This is a genomic window from Clostridium sp. 1001283B150225_161107_B6 (assembly GCF_015556325.1).
Classification (GTDB): domain Bacteria; phylum Bacillota; class Clostridia; order Lachnospirales; family Lachnospiraceae; genus Enterocloster.
Map to the genome: position 1 here is coordinate 691,829 of NZ_JADNMD010000001.1, position 16,379 is coordinate 708,207.

General features: G+C 50.4%; 16 protein-coding genes and 1 other RNA gene. 7 read left to right on the forward strand and 10 right to left on the reverse strand.

The genetic code is table 11. The annotated features are described in order from the left end of the window. Nucleotides 1-17 precede the first annotated feature (17 nt). Nucleotides 18-497, reverse strand: coding sequence for an imm68 putative immunity domain-containing protein (locus I2H39_RS03145; protein WP_020225661.1), 480 nt, complete (start codon nt 495-497; stop codon nt 18-20). Nucleotides 498-874: 377 nt separating this feature from the next. Between I2H39_RS03145 and I2H39_RS03150 the strand changes: the two genes are divergently transcribed. From I2H39_RS03150 to I2H39_RS03170, 5 genes are all read left to right on the forward strand, one after another. Beyond that, nucleotides 875-1,288, forward strand: coding sequence for a cysteine-rich VLP domain-containing protein (locus tag I2H39_RS03150; protein ID WP_020225662.1), 414 nt, complete (start codon nt 875-877; stop codon nt 1,286-1,288). Between the two features lie 110 nt (nt 1,289-1,398). Beyond that, nucleotides 1,399-1,794, forward strand: a complete 396-nt coding sequence (locus I2H39_RS03155) for a replication initiator protein A (RefSeq protein ID WP_020225663.1) — start codon at nt 1,399-1,401, stop codon at nt 1,792-1,794. 183 nt (nt 1,795-1,977) lie between these two features. Continuing rightward, nucleotides 1,978-2,919, forward strand: a complete 942-nt coding sequence (gene mobV, locus I2H39_RS03160; RefSeq protein WP_040452192.1) for a MobV family relaxase — start codon at nt 1,978-1,980, stop codon at nt 2,917-2,919. 69 nt (nt 2,920-2,988) lie between these two features. Continuing rightward, on the forward strand, nt 2,989-3,180 hold the full coding sequence (locus I2H39_RS03165) for a hypothetical protein (protein WP_020225665.1): 192 nt from the start codon (nt 2,989-2,991) through the stop codon (nt 3,178-3,180). Between the two features lie 94 nt (nt 3,181-3,274). Further along, nucleotides 3,275-4,786 (forward strand): recombinase family protein, encoded by a 1,512-nt coding sequence (locus I2H39_RS03170; RefSeq protein WP_020225666.1) that lies wholly within the window; start codon nt 3,275-3,277, stop codon nt 4,784-4,786. 295 nt (nt 4,787-5,081) lie between these two features. Here the strand turns inward: I2H39_RS03170 and I2H39_RS03175 are convergent, their stop codons facing one another. The 6 genes from I2H39_RS03175 to I2H39_RS03200 all read right to left on the reverse strand — a co-directional run bounded on the left by I2H39_RS03175 (nt 5,082) and on the right by I2H39_RS03200 (nt 11,417). After that, on the reverse strand, nt 5,082-5,798 hold the full coding sequence (locus tag I2H39_RS03175; protein WP_330640953.1) for a hypothetical protein: 717 nt from the start codon (nt 5,796-5,798) through the stop codon (nt 5,082-5,084). A gap of 198 nt (nt 5,799-5,996) precedes the next feature. Then, nucleotides 5,997-7,031, reverse strand: coding sequence for a sugar kinase (locus I2H39_RS03180; protein WP_138306085.1), 1,035 nt, complete (start codon nt 7,029-7,031; stop codon nt 5,997-5,999). A gap of 110 nt (nt 7,032-7,141) precedes the next feature. After that, on the reverse strand, nt 7,142-8,173 hold the full coding sequence (locus tag I2H39_RS03185; protein WP_002564686.1) for a sugar kinase: 1,032 nt from the start codon (nt 8,171-8,173) through the stop codon (nt 7,142-7,144). 72 nt (nt 8,174-8,245) lie between these two features. Next, a complete protein-coding gene (locus tag I2H39_RS03190; RefSeq protein ID WP_002593416.1) occupies nt 8,246-8,896 on the reverse strand; it encodes a bifunctional 2-keto-4-hydroxyglutarate aldolase/2-keto-3-deoxy-6-phosphogluconate aldolase in 651 nt (216 codons plus the stop codon). Nucleotides 8,897-9,025: 129 nt separating this feature from the next. Beyond that, nucleotides 9,026-9,787, reverse strand: coding sequence for an IclR family transcriptional regulator (locus I2H39_RS03195; protein ID WP_138306084.1), 762 nt, complete (start codon nt 9,785-9,787; stop codon nt 9,026-9,028). A 148-nt stretch (nt 9,788-9,935) separates the two neighbouring features. Continuing rightward, a complete protein-coding gene (locus I2H39_RS03200) occupies nt 9,936-11,417 on the reverse strand; it encodes an altronate dehydratase family protein (protein ID WP_330640954.1) in 1,482 nt (493 codons plus the stop codon). Between the two features lie 212 nt (nt 11,418-11,629). Between I2H39_RS03200 and I2H39_RS03205 the strand changes: the two genes are divergently transcribed. After that, nucleotides 11,630-12,631 carry a LacI family DNA-binding transcriptional regulator gene (locus tag I2H39_RS03205; RefSeq protein ID WP_138306082.1) on the forward strand — a complete coding sequence of 334 codons (1,002 nt, stop codon included), beginning with the start codon at nt 11,630-11,632 and terminating at the stop codon, nt 12,629-12,631. A gap of 22 nt (nt 12,632-12,653) precedes the next feature. Then, entirely contained in the window at nt 12,654-14,069 is a 1,416-nt protein-coding gene (gene uxaC, locus I2H39_RS03210; protein ID WP_195625784.1) for a glucuronate isomerase, read from the forward strand. Nucleotides 14,070-14,146: 77 nt separating this feature from the next. On the opposite strand, the gene I2H39_RS03215 is transcribed toward uxaC, so the two are convergent. The 3 genes from I2H39_RS03215 to rnpB form a co-directional block, all read right to left on the reverse strand. Further along, a complete protein-coding gene (locus I2H39_RS03215; protein WP_138306080.1) occupies nt 14,147-15,190 on the reverse strand; it encodes a lysylphosphatidylglycerol synthase transmembrane domain-containing protein in 1,044 nt (347 codons plus the stop codon). 203 nt (nt 15,191-15,393) lie between these two features. Next, nucleotides 15,394-15,771 carry a hypothetical protein gene (locus I2H39_RS03220; RefSeq protein ID WP_138306079.1) on the reverse strand — a complete coding sequence of 126 codons (378 nt, stop codon included), beginning with the start codon at nt 15,769-15,771 and terminating at the stop codon, nt 15,394-15,396. Between the two features lie 243 nt (nt 15,772-16,014). Further along, nucleotides 16,015-16,372, reverse strand: an RNA gene (gene rnpB, locus I2H39_RS03225) — RNase P RNA component class A. Between the last annotated feature and the right edge of the window lie 7 nt (nt 16,373-16,379).

Below are 16,379 nucleotides of genomic sequence, written 5' to 3' on the forward strand. Positions count from 1 at the left end.
GCTTGATAATTTGGAAGTTATTCGCACAATTCCTTACGGATATTTTCGCAGTCTTTCGCCATTTCCAGCATATCTTCATCATCTACCATTTCATGAAGATCATATTCGAGCGGAGAAGCACAGAACTCTGCTAAAGCCCGATTCATTGCTTGATCCTCCTCTGGCGTAGTTATGATTTTTACAAACCTATCTCGTTTTTCCCCATCAAACAGATTTTTTATATTGAACCCACCACTTTTCTTACTCTCAAGAATAAGTGCTGCCAAATCAGTTGCCAAATCAATAGCATAATAAAATTCGTGACATTGGCCCTCCGAATCAATGTATTCTAAATTGGGTGAGATATGGAAATTCCAGTTTAGTTTGCTAAGGCCAGTATCATTGAATATCTCACTCAGAGGTATTTCAGTTTTGCCTTTGTCATAGAGGTAGTCCACCAAGGTCAGGCTATCGTCTGTGCCACCGATATAGTTATACCAATATTTTTTAATATACATTTTATCTCCTCCTTATCACTTCCGCTTTGTCGTTCTGTTTTTTTATTATATCACAATTCCGAGAGCGTGGAAATAGGCAGTTTTTTGGGCGGATTTCCTACCTTTCGGATATACGGGACGGGCGATCATTTAGGTGTAGACTTAGGGTAGTTCATCGATGAGCTGCACCTTGAAAAATGAATGACCGTCCGAAAAGGAATACCCCGGCAGGGGAAGCACCGCAAGAAGCCAATTTCTGGACACTTTGTCCAGAGGTCACTTCGGGACAACTTGTCCCGAAGCTGTGGGGAGCGTGCCAACGCCGGAACACGCCGCAGGAATGGGGCAGGAAGCCTTTTCGGAGAGAGCGGCAACGGAAAGCAAAATGGAGGAAACACATGAGAGAGAACCCATATAAACGACTGCCGCCCATAGAGCGCAAGCAAGACGGTTCCCTTTACCGCATGACCCCAGCGCAGCGGAAACAGGCAAACGCCCTGATCCGCCGGGAGTGCTGCTGTTATGAGGACGGGAACTGTATGCCCCTTGACGATGGGGACACCTGCACCTGTCCGCAGACGGTTTCTTTCTCGGTCTGCTGTAAGTGGTTCCGCTGGGCGGTCTTGCCGCTGGACGGGACGCTGGAAGCGGAGATTTTCCGGGATAAGGACTTGAAACGCTGTGCGGTCTGCGGCGGTGTGTTCGTCCCTAAATCCAACCGGGCAAAATACTGCCCCGGCTGTGCCGCCAGAGTTCACAGGCGGCAGAAAACAGAAAGTGAACGGAAAAGGAGGTCTTGTGTGGACAGTTAGGGGCTGAAAAGTCCTTGATTTTCAAGGCTTTGCAAGCACAGAACAGGGGCAGGCAATAGAAACTACCGTCTGCCCCCGGAAACAGGCTTCTAACCGTCCACAAACACGATATGACAAACACCATTTATATCCATCAGCCGGAAAAATCGGTCAGCTTTACCCGGCTGCCCAATTTCCTTTTTGAAGCCCCCACATTCACACCCCTGTCCAATGAAGCGAAGATACTGTACGCCTTTATCCTGCGCCGGACGGAGTTGTCCCGTAAGAACGGCTGGGCGGACGAGTACGGGCGCATTTACCTGTACTATCCAATCTGCGAGGTAGTCGCCCTGCTCCACTGTGGGCGGCAGAAAGCCGTCAATACCCTACGGGAATTGCAGTATGCGGGGCTGGTGGAGATCCAGAAGCAGGGCTGTGGAAAACCCAACCGCATTTACCCAAAATCCTATGAAGCGGTTCCAAACACCGACTTCAAGAAATCCGGTTATGGAACGCCGGAGGACTGAAAACCATACCCATGAAGTATGGAAATCACTCCCCGGAAGTACGGAAACCGGACGGTATATAGAAATATAAAGATAAAAAGATTGATTTATATTCTATCCATTCCTATCCTATCAGAGATAGTTTCGGCGGGATTTTCCCTGTGGAAACCCGCTGGAAAAGAATGGAACGAGGAAAGGAGCAGAATGGCACAACACGCAATTTTGCGGTTTGAGAAACACAAGGGCAACCCGGCAAGGCCGCTGGAAGCCCATCACGAACGGCAGAAAGAGCAATACGCCAGCAACCCCGACATTGACACCAGCCGGAGCAAATACAACTTCCATATCGTCAAGCCGGAGGGCAGGTACTATCATTTTATTCAAAACCGTATCGAACAGGCCGGTTGCCGTACAAGGAAAGACAGCACCCGGTTTGTGGATACGCTCATTACCGCCAGCCCAGAGTTTTTCAAGAAGAAGTCGCCAAAGGAGATACAAGCGTTTTTCCAGAGGGCGGCAGACTTCCTCATCGGGCGGGTAGGCAGGGAAAATATCGTGTCGGCCGTGGTACACATGGACGAGAAAACACCCCACCTGCATTTGGTCTTTGTCCCTCTGACAGAGGACAACCGCTTGTGTGCAAAGGAGATTATCGGGAACAGAGCCAACCTCACAAAATGGCAGGACGATTTTCACGCTTATATGGTGGAGAAATATCCCGACTTGGAGCGTGGGGAAAGCGCCAGCAAGACAGGCAGGAAGCATATCCCCACCCGTCTGTTCAAGCAGGCGGTCAATCTCTCCAAACAGGCAAGAGCCATTGAAGCCACGCTGGGCGATATTACCCCGTTCAACGCCGGAAAGAAAAAAGAGGAAGCCCTCTCCATGCTGAAAAAGTGGTTCCCGCAGATGGAGAATTTCTCCGGGCAACTGAAAAAATACAAGGTCACAATCAATGACCTGTTAGCGGAAAATGAAAAGCTGGAAGCAAGGGCAAAAGCCAGTGAAAAAGGCAAGATGAAAGATACGATGGAACGGGCAAAGCTGAAAAGCGAACTGGACAATTTACAGCGGCTGGTTGACCGTATCCCGCCGGAAGTGCTGGCGGAGTTGAAGCGGCAACAGCGGCACACAAAGGAAAGGTGATTTTATAAGCAGATTTTTACGCCGTCCCTGTGCGGCATTGTACCTTGAAAATTGAATACAGGAGGTTCTATGGAGCATATCAGATACAAAAAAGAAACAGAGGTCGTGACTTTTCAGGGAAAAGAAATCACGCTGGAAAACCTCTCCCCGGTGTTCACGCCGGAACAGGAAGTGGCCAAACGCCGGGAACTGGAGCAGCAGCTTTATGAGGTGTTCCGCAAATATGCCGATAAGCGGCAGAAAGAGGAAGCCGGGGCGTAAGGTTTTCCGAAGCCATCGTTGATTTACGGGGCTGCTGGCGGTATAATAGAACTGTCAGCAGCTCCGTTTCTTTTTTAAGAAAAGGAGCGACAAAATGAATAACAGAATAGACGCAATCTATGCAAGGCAATCGGTAGACAAAAAGGACAGCATTTCCATTGAAAGCCAGATTGAGTTTTGCAAATACGAATTGAAAGGCGGGAACTGTAAGGAATACACAGACAAAGGGTACAGCGGCAAGAACACAGACCGTCCAAAGTTTCAAGAACTGGTGCGGGACATTAAGCGGGGCTTGATAGCAAAGGTCGTGGTTTACAAGCTCGACCGTATCAGCCGTTCCATTCTGGACTTTGCCAACATGATGGAGTTGTTCCAGCAATACAATGTGGAGTTTGTGTCCTCTACGGAAAAGTTTGATACCTCTACTCCGATGGGGCGGGCTATGCTGAATATCTGTATCGTGTTCGCCCAGCTTGAACGGGAAACGATACAGAAGCGGGTGACGGACGCTTATTATTCCCGCAGCCAGCGAGGGTTTAAGATGGGTGGAAAAGCCCCTTATGGCTTCCATACAGAGCCAATCAAGATGGACGGTATCAACACAAAGAAGCTGGTGGTAAACCCAGACGAAGCGGCAAATATCCGGCTGATGTTCGAGATGTACGCCCAGCCCACAACCTCCTACGGGGACATTACCCGGTACTTTGCCGAACAGGGAATTTTATTCAACGGCAAGGAACTAATACGCCCCACGCTGGCGCAGATGTTACGCAATCCTGTCTATGTGCGGGCAGACCTTGATGTGTACGAATTTTTCAAAAGTCAAGGGACAATCATTGTCAATGACGCTGCCGATTTTACCGGCATGAATGGCTGCTATCTGTATCAAGGGCGGGATGTGAAGCCCAGCAAAAAGAACGACTTGAAAGACCAAATGCTGGTGTTGGCTCCCCATGAGGGCATTGTCCCCTCCGACATCTGGCTGACCTGCCGCAAGAAGCTGATGAACAACATGAAAATCCAGTCTGCCCGGAAAGCAACCCATACATGGCTGGCGGGAAAAATCAAGTGCGGAAACTGCGGATATGCCCTTATGAGCATTAACAATCCTGTGGGAAAGCAATATCTCCGCTGCACAAAGCGGCTGGACAATAAAAGCTGTGCCGGGTGTGGGAAAATCATCACTTCGGAGCTGGAAGCGGTGGTTTACCAGCAGATGGTGAAAAAGCTGGAAAAGCACAAGACGCTGACGGGCAGGAAGAAAGCGGCAAAGGCAAACCCGAAAATCGCCGCCCTGCAAGTGGAACTTCTCCATGTGGACAGCGAGATTGAAAAGCTGGTGGACAGTCTGACGGGCGCAAACAATGTGCTGCTCTCCTATGTGAATGTGAAGATAGCGGAACTGGACGGGCGCAAGCAGGAACTTCTGGCGAGGATAGCGGAGTTGACAGTGGAAGCCATCAGCCCGGAACAGGTCAGCCAGATTTCCGGCTACCTCGACACTTGGGAGGATGTATCCTTTGACGACAAGCGGCGTGTGGTGGATTTGATGATTACCACCATAGCCGCCACAAGCGATAGTTTGAATATCACATGGAAAATCTGACGGGCGGAACCCCTCCCGTCAGATACCTACCCTGTGTAGTCCCTTGTAAACTGTACTTTTGTATGCGCTAAACTATTATTGTCCATTTTGGACCTCCTGTGCTTTTTTATTTGTGGTTTGCAGACCTACATCTAGTTTAGCACAGGAGTTGCTTTAATCTGAAGATATTCCCTCCACCTGCAGAGCAGGTGGTTTATTTTTACTGTGACACAATAAAAGGGCTGATGCCCGGCTTGATTCATATGCCGGGCGTCAGCCCTTTTCCTGTCCTGCCGCTGTTCCGGCGGGATTTTAATTATTCTGCAAATAACATAATCTTGGAAGCTGTGTTCTCATCATCTGACCAGACCACGCATTTCCTTCCCTGGGTCAGGTCATCCAGGGTCACGATGTTCCTGGTAAGATAGGGGAAAATGTTGCAGTCGTCCGCCAGGGTGTACTCGGTTCCGTCCGCTGCTGTCAGCACGGATTTGGACGTGGACGCGTCCGTAACCATGGACTTGACCTCCACATAATCAGGCGCCTTGGCATCTGCCGGGAGATTGGTGAAAATCATAGTGGCATTGGTCATGGGCGGAAGGCTCATGGTCATGGCCGGCCCTATGTAGGCGTAAATGGTATCCCCGTCCTTCATATCCTCCAGGGCTGCCGGGAATCCTGTCATGGCATCCAGGATATAGGTCATATCGTCAGCCACGTTGAGAATGATTTCACCGCTGGTGCTCATGCCGGACTGATTGTCAATGGAAAGCCTGCCATCCTCCAGCTTTGTCACTGGTCCGTATATCCGGATGGACTGTGGTATCTCAGGCTGGCTCTCCTCCATGCTCTCAATGGCTCCGGTGACTGATTCCACTACCGTGGTGTCATTCACAGTGGTTTCTTCCTTAGTCTCTTCAGCTGCCACGGAACTGCCGGTGGTTGTCTCGGCGTTGACGCTTGCCGAGCAGCCTGCTGCACCCAGGGCTATGGCTGCACAAATCCCTACTGCATATAAATGATATTTTCTCAATATAATCTTCTCCTTTTCATCGGCCCGCCGGAAGACGCCAGTCCGCCGGAAGGCACTTGTTATGTCTGTATGAGAAGTATATATCATTTACCGTCCATATCCAATAAAGGATTTCTTAATAATTCTGAATTTAGAATGAACCTTATGACGAATATTACAAAATGTTTACACAAATCCTTCTTAATCTTTGCCGGGTCTTTACCGAGCCATTTCACTCTGGGGGCCAGCCTGGTTGTGGGCCCGGATAATGGTTTCTATCTCTTCCAGGTTGGAGGACGGAAGGTCGCCGGGAATGGTATTTTTCACAGCAGCCGTGGCATTGCCGAAGGCTACTGCCCTGGCGCAGTCACCGCCCGAGCTGAGCAGTCCGTAAAGGGCCCCGGATATATAGGCGTCGCCGCTGCCAATCCGGTCCACCACCTCGATATCCCGGTATGGCTCCTCCTCAAAGTATTCATCCTTGGCAGCATCGTATATCAGGGAACCAAAGGTATGGCGCTTGGGACTGTGGACGATTCTCTGGGTGGAAGCCACGATGGAGATGGGGTATTCCTCGGTAAAGCTCTTCATCATCTCCCGGGCTGTTCCTGTCTTTAAGAAGGTAAGCCTGGCCGTGTCCTCGGAACAGAAGAAAATGTCCACATAGGGAAGGATTCGCAGGATACATTCCCTGGCCTGGTCCCCGGTCCACAGATTTCCCCTGAAATTCACGTCAAAGGATACCAGGGTGCCCGCTGCCTTGAACCGCTTAATCATCTCTATGGTAGTCTCGCGGATTTCTTCATTTAAAGCCAGGGTGATGCCTGTGGTATGGAAACATTTGGAAGCCGTGTAAACCTCCTCCGGTATCTCATCAATATCCAGCGAAAAAAAGGAGCTGTGGTTGCGGTCATAAATCACTTTTGGCTTTCTGGGATAAGCACCGTTCTCATAGTAGTAGATGCCAACCCTGGCTGCGGGGGACTGGTCATACATGAAGAAGTCGTCGCTGACCCCGAAGGAACGAATCTTGCCTTTCATAAAGCTGCCTATATCATGGGCCGGAAGTTTGGATATAACGCCTGTGTGAAGTCCCAGAAGGGCAGCCCCCACTGCCACGTTCAGTTCTGCCCCGCCCACCTGCTTGACAAAGGTGTCGCCTCTGGACAGACGCTCGTTATCCGGGGGTGAAAGCCTGAGAAGCACCTGTCCCAGTGTAAGAAGGTCGAAATTCCTGCCGTTTGTCTCTACCATATCATATCTCCTTTTCATATAAGAAACCATATAAGAAACCATATAAGAAACGGCTAATACCTCTGAAAAGGATTAGCCGTCTCTAATTGTCTGATTGTCAATATCCTGGTCTATCTCTGAACACGGCCTGAACCGTCGCCGCCGGCCAGATTCTCAACATCTGCCCTGGTCACCAGGTTGAAGTCTCCGGGAATGGTGTGCTTTAATGCGGATGCAGCTACTGCATACTCCAGGGCTGCCTTCATGTCCTTGCCGTCCACCAGGCCGCAGATTAAACCTGCTGCAAAGGAGTCGCCGCCGCCTACACGGTCAACGATTGGTGTAATGTGGTACTTTCTGGAGTGATAGAACTCACGTGTCTTTCCATCCATGATGCATGCGGACCAGCCGTTGTCGGAAGCGCTGTGGCTCTCGCGCAGGGAGCTGATGATGTACTTAAAGCCGAACTTGTCAGCCATCTGGTTGAAAATGTCAACATATCCGGCCAGCTCCAGCTCTCCGGAGGTAACATCGGTGTTGCCCGGCTTGAAGCCCAGAACCTTCTCTGCATCTTCTTCGTTGCCAATGCATACATCCACGTACTGCATCAGATTGGTCATGACCTTCTGTGCCTTTTCAGAGGACCACAGTTTCTTACGGAAGTTTAAGTCAACAGACACAGTCACATTGTGTGCCTTAGCTGCCTTTAATGCTGCCTCGGTGAGTTCGATGGCTGCATCGCTGACAGCTGGTGTGATTCCGGTAAAGTGGAACCAGTCAGCATCTGCAAAAATTTCATCAAAGTTAAACTGGTCAGCTGTTGCTGTGGAGATGGAGCTGTGGGCACGGTCGTAAACAACGTTGGAAGCCCTCATGGCAGAGCCTGTCTCCAGGAAGTAGATGCCCAGTCTCTCGCCGCTTCTGGCAATGTGCTTTGTACCCACATTATACTTTCTCAGTGCAGCCACTGCGCACTCTCCAATGGGGTTAGCCGGCACTGCGGTGATGAATTCAGCCTCATGGCCGTAGTTTGCAAGAGAAACTGCCACGTTTGCCTCGCCGCCGCCGTAATTGATGTCGAACTCGTCTGCCTGGATGAACTTCTCATTGTTTGGGGTGGATAATCTTAACATGATTTCGCCCATGGTAACAATCTTTGCCATTGTATGATTCTCCTTTAATCTCTAATCTCTTCTTACATGATATATGAAATGATGCTTACGGTACGGTTTAATCTATGCCCTTGCTGCTGCAACTGCTGCAACGAACTCCTGTGCCTTGGCTGTAACGGCTGCAAAGTCACCTGTCTTGGCGCCCTTTGTCAGGCTGCTTCCTGTTCCGACTGCGTAAGCGCCGGCCTTAATCCACTTGTCAACATTGTCAACGTCAACGCCGCCGGACGGCATGAACTCACCCTGAGGAAGGGGTCCCTTGAAGGAGCTGATAGCTGCCGGTCCCACAATGTTGCCTGGGAAAATCTTGATGATGTCACAGCCGGCTTCCATAGCGGTAATGGCCTCGGTTGGGGTCATGACGCCTGGCAGCATGGGAACTCTGTAGCGGTTGCACAGACGGATGGTATCTACGTTAAGGCCCGGGCTTACAATGTAGTTGGCGCCGGCCAGAATGCAGGCTCTTGCTGTCTCAGGATCCAGTACGGTACCTGCGCCGATTACAATCTTGTCATTGCCTTTATACTTCTCAGCCATCAGTTTGATGAAGCCAACCGGGTCTCCGTCATCCATGGTCATGGTAAGCTCGATGAAGTTGATTCCGCCTGCAATGATGGCGTCAACTACCTTCTCACCCTGCTCATAGTTCTTTGCGCGAACAACAGCAACCAGACAGTCTTCTTTCATTCTTGCTAAAACTTGTTCTTTCTTCATCTTCATTCTCCTTCTCTTTAAATTCGCATATGCGAATCAGTTTCATAATTACGATTTGTATACTTAAATTCTAATCGCTGTCTCATGATTTGTCAACAGCAAAACTGGTAAAAATATAAGTTTATTTTCCTATACATGCCTTATATATCCCAACAGCCGTGACAGCTGGGCGCCCTTGTCGCTTACCAGGCGTCCCAGGGCGTCATAATCCTCTGTGGGTTTATACAGACTGGAGACGCTGATGGCTCCCATTACATTACCATCCTGCCCAAATACGGGTGCTCCTACACATTCCATGTGTTCTTCCAGTTCCCTGGCATCAAAGGCGTATCCCTTTTCCCGCACAAACTCCAGCTCTTTCTCAAATGCTTCCCGGGTGCAGATTGTCCTGTCCGTGTGTTTCTTAAAGCTGATGCGGGACAATACACCGTCCCGGTCCTCTTCCTCGGTGTAGGCCATTATGGCCTTGCCCAGGGATGTGCAGTAAATGGGATTCTTGGTTCCCACGGTGGCCGTGGTAATGATGGGGTTCTCCGGTTCAAACTTGCAGATATATACAATGGAATCGTCGGAACGGACTCCAAAGAACACGGTTTTCCCCACCTCCCTGGCAAAGGCCTTGAGCACCGGGTCAATGGTGCTGATGAAATCCAGGTTGTTCGTATAATTGATTCCAATCCGGTAGGCTGTCAGGCCGATGGTATATCTCTGCTTCTGCTCCCTTGCCACATGAATCATGCCGGTCTGTACCAGGGTGGTCACAATATCGTAAGCGCTGGTCTTAGGCATGTCCAGCTTTGCGCATATCTCATCCAGGGTAATGCCGTCCGGTTTTTTTGACACCAGTTTCAGTATCTCCACGGTGCGCAGCGTGGTTCTGTTTAGTTTCATGGACACCTCCTGCTCAATCATTCGCATATACATCTCGTATCCGTATATACGATATCTAATACTCAGTATACCTCAGACCGGCAGGAGATGCAAGAAGAATTTACATGAAAAAAAGTACCATTTAATGGTCACATGCACACTGTTTTTCCTACAGAGTCACACCTTGTTTGAAAATAGCCATATCATGGAATCCGGCCTCCTCTGACTTGACCTTCCTGCCGGACGCAACAGCCAGCACATAGTTAAGCAGCTCCTCTGCCAGCTCTTCCTTGGTCATATCCTCCACCATGCGGCCTGCGTTAAAGTCAATCCAGTTATCCTTATGGCCGGCAAGTCTGGAGTTGCTGGATATCTTGACCGTAGGAACCGGTGATGCAAAGGGGGTTCCCCTTCCGGTTGTAAAGAGCACGATGTGGGCGCCTGACACAGCCAGTGCCGTGGAGGCCACCAGGTCATTGCCAGGGGCGCTTAAAAGGTTCAGACCCTTTACCTTCACCGGCTCGCCGTATTCCAGCACTCCCCTGACAAGGGCGCTTCCCGACTTCTGGGTACACCCCAGGGACTTGTCCTCCAGGGTGGAGATGCCTCCCTTTTTATTGCCTGGGGAAGGGTTTTCATAGATGGTCTGGTTGTGGCTGGTAAAATAATTCTTAAAATTATTAATCAGGTCAACGGTCTTCTCAAACAGCTCCGGAGTGGCGCAGCGGTTCATGAGAAGGGTTTCCGCACCGAACATCTCAGGCACCTCCGTCAGAATGGTGGTTCCGCCCTTGCTTACCAGCAAATCGGAAAACGCGCCTACCACGGGATTGGCCGTGATGCCGGACAGTCCGTCGGAGCCGCCGCACTTCATACCGATGATGAGCTCGCTGGCATCTATCTTTTCCCTGGAAAATGCGCCTGCATAGGCTGCCAGCTCCTTAAGAAGGCCCATGGCAGTCTCCATCTCATCCTCCACATCCTGACACTGAAGGAACTTCACGCGGTCCTCGTCGTACGCTCCGATATAGTCCATGAGCACTGGAATATTGCTGTTCTCGCACCCCAGTCCAAGCACCAGCACGCCGCCGGCGTTGGGATGGTGAATCATGTCCGCCAGCACCTTTCTGGTGTTCTCCTGGTCGTCCCCCATCTGGGAACATCCGTAGGGATGGGGAAATGCAATCACATCCTCCACATTGCCGCCCACCAGCTGTCTGGCCTGGCTCTCAAGAGCCTTGGCAATGGAGTTGACACAGCCTACCGTGGGGATAATCCATATCTCGTTGCGGATGCCTGCCTTTCCGTCCGGCCTGCGGTACCCCTCAAAATATGCGTGTTCCGTAGGAGCCACATCATTTTCCCGGGGATTATAATCATAAGTAAGCACGTCTCCCAGGGCCGTCTTCACATTGTGGACATGGACCCAGGCTCCTGCTTCTATGTCCTCTTTCGCGTAACCGATTCGGAAGCCGTACTTCACCACTTCCTCCCCGGCCTTTATGGGCCTTAAGGCAAACTTGTGTCCCTGGGGTATATCCTCCCGGAGGCAGACCTCTGCACCTGCCTTACCCATTGTCTCACCCTTTGCAAGGGGACGCAGCGCAACCGCCACATTGTCGTTTTCATGAATTTTTACAATATCCTGCATGGCCATTCATTCTCCTATCATCTTTGTTTTCTTTGATTCTGCGTGCCTGTTCTGGTATGCTGTTTCGTGGTTTATTTTTGTAAGTGCTTACAATTATTCTACTCATTTTCCGGTCAGAAGTCAATAAAAAAATAGAAAAGTATTGCATTATCTACGCGGAATATGTATAATGTACTTAGCTTGTAAGCGCTTACAGAATGTGAGGTTAGTTTATGAATATATATGATGTTTCTGAACATGCGGGGGTATCCATCGCCACTGTGTCCAGAGTACTCAATGGAAATCCCAATGTCAGTGAAAAGACCAGAGAAAAGGTCTTGAAAGTTATGGACGAGTTGGGTTATACTCCTAATGTGTTCGCCAGAGGCCTGGGACTGAATACCATGCAGACCATCGGAATCATGTGTTCCGATTCGTCGGACCCATACCTGGCGGGCGCCATTTACTATCTGGAACGCGGACTCCGCTCCCACGGTTACGACGCCATCCTCTGCTGCACCGGCTATGACCTGGACGCCAAGCAGAAGTATTTTGATTTGCTGCGTTCCAAGCGGGTGGATGCCATCATCCTGGCCGGTTCCAAGTTTGTGGAGATGCGGGCCAAGGATAACGCCTATATCATTGAGGCTGCTTCCGACCTTCCCATCATGCTGGTCAACGGCTTTCTGGAAGGTGAGAATATCTACAGCACGGTCTGCGACGACCGCGCGGCCGTGTACGGCGCTGTCAGCCAGCTGCTCTCCTCGGGACGCAGGCGTATCCTGTATGTGTACACCAGCTATTCCTACAGCGGAGTCAATAAACTGGAGGGATACAAGGACGCCCTGAAGGAAAAGGGTATTGCGCCCTGCAGCGAACTCATCCGCCAGTGTCCCAAGGATATAGAGGCCGCCAGGGACCTGCTGCTGTCCCTTCGTAACGAGGGATTGGAATTCGATGCAGTGGTCACCTCCGATGATTCCCTGGCCGTGGGCGCTGTGAAATATGCCCACACAGCCGGCATCTCCATTCCCGATGAGCTGAGCATTATCGGTTATAACAACTCCCTGCTGGCCCGGTGTACGGACCCGGAGATTACATCCATTGACAGCAAGGTGGAAGCACTCTGCACCACCACCATCAACACTCTTATGGGGGTTTTCAGCGGTGTTAATGTGCCCAGCAGGACCACAATCGCCTCTGATTTAATAAAAAGGAAAACCACAAATTTTTAATTCTTAAGGAGGAATATCACACATGAAACAATTTATGGACAAGGATTTCTTATTATCAACGGATATGGCCAGGACACTGTACCATGATTTTGCAGAGAATATGCCGATACTGGACTATCACTGTCACATCAATCCCCAGGAAATCTATGAGGACCGCAAGTTTGACACCATCACCCAGGTATGGCTGGGCGGCGACCATTACAAATGGCGTCAGATGCGTTCCAACGGCGTGGACGAAAAGTATGTAACCGGCGACAGCACGGACAGGGAAAAATTCCAGGCCTGGGCTGAGACCCTGCCAAAGCTCATCGGCAACCCGCTGTACCACTGGAGCCATCTGGAGCTGAGAAAGTATTTCGGATACCAGGGCTACTTAAACGGCGATACTGCGGAGGAGGTATGGAACCTGTGCAACTCCAGGCTGCAGGAGGATTCCATGACCGTCCGCAACCTGATAAAGCAGTCAGGCGTGACCCTGATTTGCACCACGGACGACCCGGTGGACTCCCTGGAATGGCATAAGAAGATTGCAGAGGATGACACCTTCGACGTACAGGTGCTTCCGGCCTGGAGACCTGACAAGGCTATGAACGTTGAGAAGCCAACCTTTGGCGCTTACATGGCGCAGCTCTCCCAGGTCAGCGGCGTCCAGATTACTGATTTTGCGTCCTTAAAGGAAGCCCTTAAGAAGCGCATGGCATTCTTTACATCCATGGGATGCTGCGTATCCGACCATGCTCTGGAGTACGTAATGTACGCGCCTGCCACTGACGCTGAGGTGGACGCCATCCTTGCCAAGGGGTTAAAGGGCGAGGCCGTATCCAAGGAAGAGGAGCTGAAGTTCAAGACAGCCTTTATGCTGTTCGTTGCCCGGGAGTACAATGCCATGGGATGGATTATGCAGATTCACTATGGCTGCAAGAGGGACAACAATGGCTACATGTTCGAGAAGCTGGGAGCTGATACCGGATTTGACTGTATCAACAACTATGCTCCAAGTGCGCAGATGGCTGATTTCTTAAATGCACTGAGCACCAACAACGAGATTCCAAAGACCATCCTGTACTCCCTGAATCCCAACGACAACGCTTCCATCGGAACCATTATCGGCTGCTTCCAGGAGAAATTCCCGGGCAAGATTCAGCAGGGCTCCGCATGGTGGTTCAATGACCACAAGATTGGCATGACCGAGCAGATGACATCCCTGGCCAACTTAGGATGCCTGGGCAACTTCATCGGTATGCTGACAGACTCCAGAAGTTTCCTGTCCTACACCAGGCATGAGTACTTCCGCCGCATCCTCTGCAGCCTGATTGGCGGCTGGGTAGAAAACGGCGAGTATCCCGCTGACATGACGGCCCTGGAGGAAATCATAAAGGGTATCTGCTACAACAACTCCGTGAAATATTTCGGATTTAAGCTGGATGAAGTGAACTAAATATTATCTTTGATAACAGCACAGGGAACTGCCCATGGTATCGGGCAGTCCCCTGTTTTTGATTTCCGCCTGTGTCTTCATACTGCGGAAGCAGCCTTTCCCCTTCTTGCAAACTGCAGAAAGGCAGTCACCAGACCGCTGACGCAGAGCATTGCGTAAAAGCTGATTCCACGGCTTAAGAGCATCACGGAAAAGCTCTGTCCTGCCCCCAAAAGGGTGCGGTACAGCGCAAGGAAACCGCCCTCTGAAGCCCCCACGGAGCCGGGAAGGGGAACTGCTGTTACCGCCAGGCTCAATATGGCCTGGAGAGCCAGGAATTGTTCTGCTGCCGCGGATATGCCCAGGGCCCGGCAGGCACAGTACGGCACCATATAAAGGGCAGTCAGCTGAAGGGCTCCATGTATGAACATCCTGACCACCACCAGGGGATACTGCCGCAGGTAGGCGCCTCCCCTGCTGTACTCGTCAATCAGGCCCTCCACCTTCTGCACCGCCCTCTTCCTGTTCTTAATGATTCCAGTCCTGCACAGCCCTCCCACCATAAACAGCATTGTTTTCTCCGCCAGAAGGCCGTTGAGGATGATTAACAGGATAAGGCCTGAACAGAATCCATTTACCAGCACCCCGAAAATCAGAAGCAGCCTTATGATTCTGCCCTGTCCCATGACAAAGGTCAGATTGGTTCCAATCATGATGCACCCGTAAACCAGCACCGTCATCTGATACGCCGCGGCCGTGGCCAGAAGGGAAAATGAACTGTGGGCAGCTCCAAAGCCGTCCCTCACCATATAGTAAAGCTGCATGGGCTGTCCCCCTGTGGCAGAAGGAGTAATGGCGCTGAAGTAAAAATCCGCAAATGCATAGGACAGGGACCGCCAGTAGGGAACCTTTTTCCGGAAGGTCCTCATTAAAAGCCTGATATTGGCCGCCTCACAATTGACAAAGAGGAACATGCAGGCAAAACCCAGGCATACAAACCGGATATCCGCCCTCATGAATGTACTGCCCAGGGTCTGGACGGAGTGACTGCCCAGCAGCACATGGAAGGTTAACCAGGCCAGGGCAGCCACCAGACAGAGCCCTATGGACATTTCCTTCCAGTTCATCTTTTTCTGCTCCATTCCCTGTTCCTCCTTTCCCATCATTCTCCCGGTATAAGCTGTGTCTATTATACCGTCCAATTCTTAAAAACTTATGATTATTTTCTGAATGTTTTTGTATTTTTTACCGCACTTGCGTATAAAGGACAAAAAGACCGCTGCACAACGGGATTCATCTCCCTCTGTACAACGGTCCTGCTTGCTCTTTCAGCCTGCCTCATCCTCTATTTGAGACGCACCACATGCTGACAGTATATATACATATTTTTGATTTTCTTGGCCTGCTGCCCATCATCTCCCAGTACAATGGGCTGCGTTCCCGTAGGGGTGATATAAAGCTTGAATGCAATGGCATCCTGCCCAATCTTCATGGACCTTACAGGCATGTATTGGAAATTGCCATGTTCGATTCCCAGATATTCATACATGCTGTGCTCCAAATCAGGATTAGCAAACACCCGCACCACATCTGATTCCCCTTTCATGTCGATGATTGCCCTGGCCTCCTCAAATTTAATGTTGGTAAAGCGGTAATCACCATTACCAATGATGTAGGCCAGCGTGCCGTTATCCAGTAACAGTAAAGGATCCGTCTGCGCCATCTAAAAACCCCCTTTTCAAAATGCCTTTTTATTTGTCTTATATTAATCATAATGCCTTATATGGGGAATGTCAATATAATCAGAAAATTATCAATATTGTTTGTCAATTAACTATCAATTAATCGGATTTTCCGAATACTGTTTCTATTCATTCGTTTCCTTTTCATAAAAACATATTCTAAATGCAAAAAAGATTACAGGATTCTCTCCCATAATCTTCTCTTTCCTCATGTCCAAACAATGTATGTGAGCAGGACGATAAGCCGGGTTATGTCATTGGATGGCCATCTATCTAGGACTGCCGTCGCCGGCAGCCTCAAGCAACCTACCCGGAAGCTGACGGGCAGCCATATGCTTCCTGTTCGGTCTTGCTTCGAGTGGGGTTTACATGTGCCCCGCCTGTTACCAGACGGGCGGTAGTCTCTTACACTGCCCTTCCACCCTTACCTTTTAGGCCGAAGCCTGAAAGGCGGTACATTTCTGTTGCACTGTCCCTGGAGTCGCCTCCGCCAGACGTTATCTGGCACCCTGCCCTGTGAAGCCCGGACTTTCCTCTCCCGCGGCCTTGCGGTATCGCGGCAGCGGCCATCTGTCCTACTCACAACGTG

Excerpts from the sequence above, each read along its gene's own strand:
- I2H39_RS03145 (WP_020225661.1), bottom strand. The coding sequence starts at position 497 with ATGTATATTAAAAAATATTGGTATAACTATATCGGTGGCACAGACGAT.
- I2H39_RS03150 (WP_020225662.1), top strand. The coding sequence starts at position 875 with ATGAGAGAGAACCCATATAAACGACTGCCGCCCATAGAGCGCAAGCAA.
- I2H39_RS03155 (WP_020225663.1), top strand. The coding sequence starts at position 1,399 with ATGACAAACACCATTTATATCCATCAGCCGGAAAAATCGGTCAGCTTT.
- mobV (WP_040452192.1), top strand. The coding sequence starts at position 1,978 with ATGGCACAACACGCAATTTTGCGGTTTGAGAAACACAAGGGCAACCCG.
- I2H39_RS03165 (WP_020225665.1), top strand. The coding sequence starts at position 2,989 with ATGGAGCATATCAGATACAAAAAAGAAACAGAGGTCGTGACTTTTCAG.
- I2H39_RS03170 (WP_020225666.1), top strand. The coding sequence starts at position 3,275 with ATGAATAACAGAATAGACGCAATCTATGCAAGGCAATCGGTAGACAAA.
- I2H39_RS03180 (WP_138306085.1), bottom strand. The coding sequence starts at position 7,031 with ATGGTAGAGACAAACGGCAGGAATTTCGACCTTCTTACACTGGGACAG.
- I2H39_RS03185 (WP_002564686.1), bottom strand. The coding sequence starts at position 8,173 with ATGGCAAAGATTGTTACCATGGGCGAAATCATGTTAAGATTATCCACC.
- I2H39_RS03190 (WP_002593416.1), bottom strand. The coding sequence starts at position 8,896 with ATGAAGAAAGAACAAGTTTTAGCAAGAATGAAAGAAGACTGTCTGGTT.
- I2H39_RS03195 (WP_138306084.1), bottom strand. The coding sequence starts at position 9,787 with ATGAAACTAAACAGAACCACGCTGCGCACCGTGGAGATACTGAAACTG.
- I2H39_RS03200 (WP_330640954.1), bottom strand. The coding sequence starts at position 11,417 with ATGCAGGATATTGTAAAAATTCATGAAAACGACAATGTGGCGGTTGCG.
- I2H39_RS03205 (WP_138306082.1), top strand. The coding sequence starts at position 11,630 with ATGAATATATATGATGTTTCTGAACATGCGGGGGTATCCATCGCCACT.
- uxaC (WP_195625784.1), top strand. The coding sequence starts at position 12,654 with ATGAAACAATTTATGGACAAGGATTTCTTATTATCAACGGATATGGCC.
- I2H39_RS03215 (WP_138306080.1), bottom strand. The coding sequence starts at position 15,190 with ATGGAGCAGAAAAAGATGAACTGGAAGGAAATGTCCATAGGGCTCTGT.
- I2H39_RS03220 (WP_138306079.1), bottom strand. The coding sequence starts at position 15,771 with ATGGCGCAGACGGATCCTTTACTGTTACTGGATAACGGCACGCTGGCC.